Consider the following 6041-nt stretch of genomic DNA (forward strand, 5'->3'; position numbering starts at 1 on the left):
GGTCCAGCGGGATCAGTGGTCCGGGGTCGCTCCGCCGCCCCGGGCCACGCACCCCTTCACATGGTCGTCGACCAGCCCGCACGCCTGCATCAGGGCGTACGCCGTCGTCGGGCCGATGAAGCGGAGGCCTCGCTTCTTGAGGGCCTTCGAGAGGGCCGTGGACTCGTCCGTGACCGCCGGGACGTCCGCGAACGTACGCGGGACGGGGCGGGTCCCCGGATCGGGGGCGAACGACCAGATCAGCTCGTCCAGTTCGCCCGGGGCCCAGCCGGCCAGCAGTTTCGCGTTGGCCAGGGTCGCGTCGATCTTGGCCCGGTTGCGGATGATGCCCTCGTCCACGAGCAGCCGCTCGCGGTCCGCCTCACCGAACTCGGCGACCGAGGCGATCCGGAAGCCGTCGAACGCCGCCCGGAAGCCCTCGCGGCGGCGCAGGATCGTGATCCACGACAGACCCGACTGGAAGGCCTCCAGGCAGAGCCGCTCGAAGAGCGCGTCGTCGCCGTGGACCGCGCGGCCCCACTCCTCGTCGTGGTACGCCACGTAGTCCTCGGTCGACAGGCCCCAGGGGCAGCGCAGCCGCCCGTCCGGGCCCGGCACCGCCCCGCCGGCCGTCACGCCCGCCCGTCCTCTCCGTCACCGGCGGCGGCCGCTCCCGCGAGCGCCTCCTCCAGCTCGGAGATCCGGGCGTCGCGCTCGGCCAGCTCGGCGCCGAGCCGGACCAGCACGTCGTCCACGTCCGCCATCCGGTAGCCGCGGACCGCGACGGGGAGACGGAGCGCCTCGACGTCCGCGCGGTCGACCGGGCGGGCGGCCGGGAGCGGGTCGACGAGCTCCTCGGGCGCCACGTCGGGCAGCACCTCGCTGTCGCCGCCGCCGACCACGGCCAGGGTCACCGCGGCCACGACCACGACCATCGTGATGAGCAGAAACCAGAACACCTGCGTGCCTCTCCCCGGAGTGGAAAACGTCCCGTGCCGATCGTGCCATGCGCCACCGACAGCTAGGGTCGCAGGCGAACGGACACGAGGGAGGACAAAAGGGATGCTGCGCTTGGGACGGCGTGAATTCGGGCCGCACGAGCCGGTGATCATGGCGATCGTGAACCGGACCCCGGACTCCTTCTACGACCAGGGCGCCACCTTCCGGGACGAGCCGGCGCTCGCCCGCGTCGAGCAGGCCGTGGCCGAGGGGGCGGCGATCATCGACATCGGCGGGGTGAAGGCGGGCCCCGGCGAGGAGGTCACGGCGGCGGAGGAGGCGCGGCGCACGGTCGGTTTCGTCGCCGAGGTCCGCCGCCGCCATCCCGATGTCGTCATCAGCGTGGACACCTGGCGGGCGGACGTCGGCGCGGCGGTCTGCGAGGCCGGCGCGGACGTCCTGAACGACGCGTGGGGCGGGGTCGACCCCGGGCTGGCCGAGGTCGCCGCGAAGTACGGCGCGGGGCTCGTGTGCACGCACGCGGGCGGCGCGGAGCCGCGGACGCGGCCGCACCGCGTGGAGTACGAGGACGTGATGGCCGACATCCTGCGGGTGACCGTGGGGCTCGCGGAGCGGGCGGTCGCGCTCGGGGTGCGACGGGACGCGATCATGATCGATCCGGGCCACGACTTCGGGAAGAACACCCGGCACAGCCTGGAGGCGACGCGGCGGCTCGGGGAGATGGCGGAGACGGGCTGGCCGGTGCTCGTGTCCCTGTCCAACAAGGACTTCGTCGGCGAGACGCTCGACCGGCCGGTGAAGGAGCGGGTCCTCGGCACCCTGGCGACGACCGCCGTGTCCGCCTGGCTGGGCGCGCAGGTGTACCGGGTGCACGAGGTCGCCGAGACGCGGCAGGTGCTCGACATGGTGGCGTCCATCGCCGGGCACCGGGCCCCGGCCGTGGCGCGGCGCGGGCTGGCGTAGCCGGGCGCGGGGCGGGCTGACGTAGCCGGGCGCAGGGCGGGCTGACGTAGCCGGGCGCAGGGCGGAGCCGGTGGGGACGGGCCCCGCTCGGGCGGAACCCGACGGATCGGGGCGGGGCAGATCGGGGCGGGGGCGACGGAAGACCGTCGCCCCCGCCCCGTGGACCGCTACTTGCCCGTCTCCTTCGTCACCAGCGCCACCGCCTCCTCCACGTCGTCCGTGACGTGGAAGAGGAGCAGGTCCCGCTCCGAGGCCTTGCCTCCCGCGACGACCGAGTCGCGGAGCCAGTCCACGAGGCCCTTCCAGTACTCCGTGCCGAAGAGGACGATCGGGAAGCGGGTCACCTTGCGGGTCTGGACCAGGGTCAGCGCCTCGAAGAGCTCGTCGAGGGTGCCGAGGCCGCCGGGCAGGACCACGAAGCCCTGCGCGTACTTCACGAACATCGTCTTGCGGACGAAGAAGTAGCGGAAGTTCACGCCGATGTCGACGTGCGGGTTGAGCCCCTGCTCGAAGGGGAGCTCGATGCCGAGGCCCACCGAGACGCCCTTGGCCTCCCGGGCCCCCTTGTTGGCCGCCTCCATGGCGCCGGGGCCGCCGCCCGTGATGACCGCGAAGCCGGCCTCGACGAGCGCCTTGCCGATCCGTACCCCCGCCTCGTACTCCGGCGAGTCCGGCTTCGTGCGGGCCGAGCCGAAGACGCTGATCGCGCTCGGCAGTTCGGCGAGGGCGCCGAAGCCCTCGACGAACTCGGACTGGATGCGCATGACCCGCCAGGGGTCGGTGTGCACCCATTCCGAGTCGCCCTCGGTGTCGAGCAGCCGCTGGTCCGTGGTGCCCGGCTGGACCTGGTCCCTGCGCCTGAGCACCGGCCCGAGCCGCTGCTCCTCCGGCTTCGTCTCCCCTTCAGGGATACCCATGGCCTGCTCCCTCCGTCGATCCAACGATCTTCTGGTCCGGTCAGCGTAGGACCACAGAGGTGACGAAATGCGAAATTACGGGAGTCGGGACGAGGGAAGTCGGGCGGTCAGGCGGTCAGCCAGTCGCGCAGCCGTGCCTCGCAGTGGTGGATCCGGTCGACGGGCACGTGCTCGTCCCGCTTGTGCGCGTAGATGGGGTCGCCGGGGCCGTAGTTGACCGCAGGCACCCCGAGGGCGCTGAAGCGGGCCACGTCGGTCCAGCCGAACTTGGGCTGGGCGCTGCCGCCGACGGCCTTCATGAAGGCCTCCGCCGCCGGGTGGGAGAGGCCGGGCAGGGCGCCGGGGCTCTCGTCGTCGATCACGAAGTCCGCGATGTCGCAGTCGGCGAAGAACTCGCGGACGTACGCCAGCGCCTCGGCCGGGGAGCGGTCGGGGGCATAGCGGTAGTTGACCGTGACCGTGCACGCGTCGGGGATGACGTTGGTGGCGACGCCGCCCTGGATCGCGACGGCGTTGAGGCCCTCGTGGTACTCCAGGCCGTCGATGACCGGCTTGCGCGGCTCGTACGCGGCGAGGCGGGCCAGGATCGGGGCGGCGGAGTGGATGGCGTTGGAGCCCATCCAGGAGCGCGCGGAGTGGGCCCGCTCACCGGCGGTGTGCAGGATCACGCGCAGCGTGCCCTGGCAGCCGCCCTCGACCTGGGCGTCGGAGGGCTCCAGGAGGACGGCGAAGTCGCCCTCCAGCCAGTCGGGGTGCGCGTCGGCGATCTTCCCGAGGCCGTTGAGGTGGGCGGCGACCTCCTCGTTGTCGTAGAAGACGAACGTGAGGTCGCGGTTGGGCTCGGGGACGGTGGCGGCGATCCGCAGCTGGACGGCGACCCCGGACTTCATGTCGGAGGTGCCGCAGCCCCACAGGATGCCGTCCTCGTCGAGCCGCGAGGGCACGTTGTCGGCGATCGGCACGGTGTCGATGTGGCCGGCGAGCACGACCCGCTCGCCGCGGCCGAGGCTCGTACGGGCCACGACGTTGTTTCCGTACCGGTCGACCGTGAGGTGCGGCAGGCCGCGCAGTGCCTGCTCGATGGCGTCCGCGAGCGGCTGCTCGGTCCCGCTGACGGACGGGAAGTCGACGAGGGCGGCGGTGAGCGCGGCCCCGTCCTGGGACAGGTCGAGGGGCGTGTCGAGCGGGGTGATGTCAGCCATGTGCCGACCCTAACGCGGCCTCCAGTACGGTGGGCCCCGTGTCCGAGCCCACCCGCCCCCGCCGTCGCGGCCGCCTCGCCCGTTCCGCGGCCGCCCTCTCCGCGCTTCTCGGCCTTGCCTCGTACGTGGCCTTCCACCAGATGACGGGGAGTACCGGCACACCCCGGTGCAGTGTCGGCACCGGGGACAACCGGTACGAGTTCACCCCGGAGCAGGCGTCGAACGCCGCGATGATCTCCGCCGTGGGCACCACCCGGGGCCTGCCGGAGCGGGCGGTGACCATCGCCCTCGCGACGGCGCTCCAAGAGTCGGCGCTGCGGAACATCGAGCACGGCGACCGGGACTCCCTCGGCCTCTTCCAGCAGCGGCCCTCGATGGGCTGGGGGACGCCGGCGCAGATCATGGACCCGGTGTACGCGTCGGGGAAGTTCTACGACGGTCTCGAGAAGGTCCCGGGGTACTCGCGGCTGCCGCTGACGGTGGCGGCGCAGAAGGTGCAGAAGAGCGGCTTCCCGCAGGCGTACGCGAAGCACGAGCCGGACGCCACCCTTCTCTCGGCGGCGCTGACGGGCCGGTCCCCGGCCGCCCTCTCCTGTACGGCGAGCGACGCGGAGGGCCGTCCGGGCGATCCCGCGAAGGTGCGCGCGGAGCTGGTACGCGCCTTCGGCGAGAAGGCGGCGCCGACGGCCGTGACGGGCGGCCCGAGCGCGGGCCGGTCGGCGGCCGAGCCGCCGGTGCTCGTGGTGCCGGTCCGCCCGACCGCCGGGTCCCGGGACGCGGCTTCGGACGCGCGGCGCGGCTGGGAGCTGGCGCAGTGGGCCGTGGCGCGGGCGGAGACGCTGCGCATCACGGAGGTCGTGTACGGGGACCGGGTGTGGCGCGCGGGTGAGGCGCGGGGAGGCTGGGCGAAGGTCTCGGGGTCGTCGCAGTCCGTCGGCACCCTGGGCGCGCCCGCCTCCGGCGCGGAGTCCGTCCGCATGCGACTCGCCCAGTAGCCGCTCACCCCTCGGTCTCCGGTCGGACTGCGGCCGGTCTCCGGCCGATCTCTGGTCGGTCTGCGGTCGGACTGCGGTCGGTCTGCGGTCGGTCTGCGGTGGTCTCCGGCCGATCCTCAGCCGATCCCGGACCGACTCCGGCCGATCTCGCCCCGACCCCGGCCAGTCTCCGGCCGGTCTCCGGCCGATCTCGCCCCGATCCCGGTCGATCAGCAGCCGATCACCCGTACGGCGATTCACTCGCCCGTGGCATGACACCGGTGCGCGTCCGGAGAAATTCGCGACCCTTCCGCGCCGCCTTTCACGCACCGCGCCCCGCCCTCCCAATTCCCTTACAGGGCAAGGGAAGTGACGGTTCGCCAGACGATCGCACAATGACGCGTTCGTCCGTTTTCCTCCCCACCCGACAATACGACGCATTGCCAAGTCTTTACCTTCGACCGCCGCAACCCAACCCGCCCCAGGGCCGGTTGTCACTGCGTCCGAACAACACCTCGCACCTCGTCGAAGGAGCACCATGTCCCTCCCCCTGACCCGTCGGATCGCCCGCGCCGCCCTCCTCATCGCGGCCGGAGCAGCCCCCGTGGTCGGTGCGGCCGGCTCCGCGAGCGCCCTGGACCACAACCTCGCGCCGACCGGCGCCCTCGGCGGCGTCACCGCCCTGGACGCCGCCGGCGCGGGCACCGCCGTCGACAGCGCCTCGCAGACCGCCACCGGCGTCGTCGGCGCCACCGGCAGCCAGGCCGTCGGCACGGCCGTCCCCGCCGCCGGCAAGGCGGTCGGCGCGGCGGGCAAGACCGCCACCCCGGCCGCCCAGCAGGTCGCCGGCGAGACCGCCGGCAGCGCGGGCGAGGTCGTCGGCAAGACCGCCGGCGCCGCCGCCGAGAGCGCGGAGGGCCCGACCGGCGGCGCCCTGGGCGGCGGCCTCGGCGGCCTGCCCACCGGCCAGACGCTCGGCGGCCTGCCCATCGGCGGCTGACCCGACCGGGAACAATCATGCGGAAGGGCCCGGGGAGCAGCTGCTC

6 protein-coding genes and 1 pseudogene are annotated in these 6041 nt (G+C 73.5%); 3 read left to right on the forward strand and 4 right to left on the reverse strand.

Features of this window, described 5'->3' with window-relative positions:
- Positions 1 to 12: 12 nt before the first annotated feature.
- Together ACFQ79_RS31640 and ACFQ79_RS31645 are read right to left on the reverse strand one after the other, a co-directional pair.
- A complete protein-coding gene (locus ACFQ79_RS31640) occupies positions 13 to 615 on the reverse strand; it encodes a DNA-3-methyladenine glycosylase I (RefSeq protein WP_383589837.1) in 603 nt (200 codons plus the stop codon).
- 14 nt (positions 616 to 629) lie between these two features.
- Positions 630 to 938 (reverse strand): annotated as a pseudogene (locus tag ACFQ79_RS31645) (hypothetical protein); the annotation flags it as partial.
- A gap of 103 nt (positions 939 to 1041) precedes the next feature.
- Between ACFQ79_RS31645 and folP the strand changes: the two are divergent.
- The gene (folP, locus tag ACFQ79_RS31650; protein WP_383589839.1) at positions 1042 to 1902 is read left to right on the forward strand and encodes a dihydropteroate synthase; all 861 of its coding nucleotides are present in this window, start codon (positions 1042 to 1044) and stop codon (positions 1900 to 1902) included.
- A gap of 167 nt (positions 1903 to 2069) precedes the next feature.
- Here the strand turns inward: folP and ACFQ79_RS31655 are convergent, their stop codons facing one another.
- Together ACFQ79_RS31655 and dapE are read right to left on the reverse strand one after the other, a co-directional pair.
- Complete coding sequence (locus tag ACFQ79_RS31655; RefSeq protein ID WP_187622362.1) at positions 2070 to 2819, reverse strand: TIGR00730 family Rossman fold protein; 750 nt, start codon at positions 2817 to 2819, stop codon at positions 2070 to 2072.
- Between the two features lie 107 nt (positions 2820 to 2926).
- A complete protein-coding gene (gene dapE, locus ACFQ79_RS31660; RefSeq protein WP_383589841.1) occupies positions 2927 to 4021 on the reverse strand; it encodes a succinyl-diaminopimelate desuccinylase in 1095 nt (364 codons plus the stop codon).
- A gap of 29 nt (positions 4022 to 4050) precedes the next feature.
- Here dapE and ACFQ79_RS31665 point away from each other — a divergent pair, with 29 nt between their 5' ends.
- Both ACFQ79_RS31665 and ACFQ79_RS31670 read left to right on the forward strand, forming a co-directional pair.
- Positions 4051 to 5016: a hypothetical protein gene (locus ACFQ79_RS31665; protein WP_383589843.1), complete on the forward strand. Its 966-nt coding sequence runs from the start codon at positions 4051 to 4053 to the stop codon at positions 5014 to 5016.
- 517 nt (positions 5017 to 5533) lie between these two features.
- Positions 5534 to 5995 carry an ATP-binding protein gene (locus ACFQ79_RS31670; RefSeq protein WP_383589845.1) on the forward strand — a complete coding sequence of 154 codons (462 nt, stop codon included), beginning with the start codon at positions 5534 to 5536 and terminating at the stop codon, positions 5993 to 5995.
- Positions 5996 to 6041: the final 46 nt, after the last annotated feature.

This window comes from Streptomyces sp. NPDC056480 (genome assembly GCF_042795405.1).
In the GTDB taxonomy this organism is placed as follows: domain Bacteria; phylum Actinomycetota; class Actinomycetes; order Streptomycetales; family Streptomycetaceae; genus Streptomyces.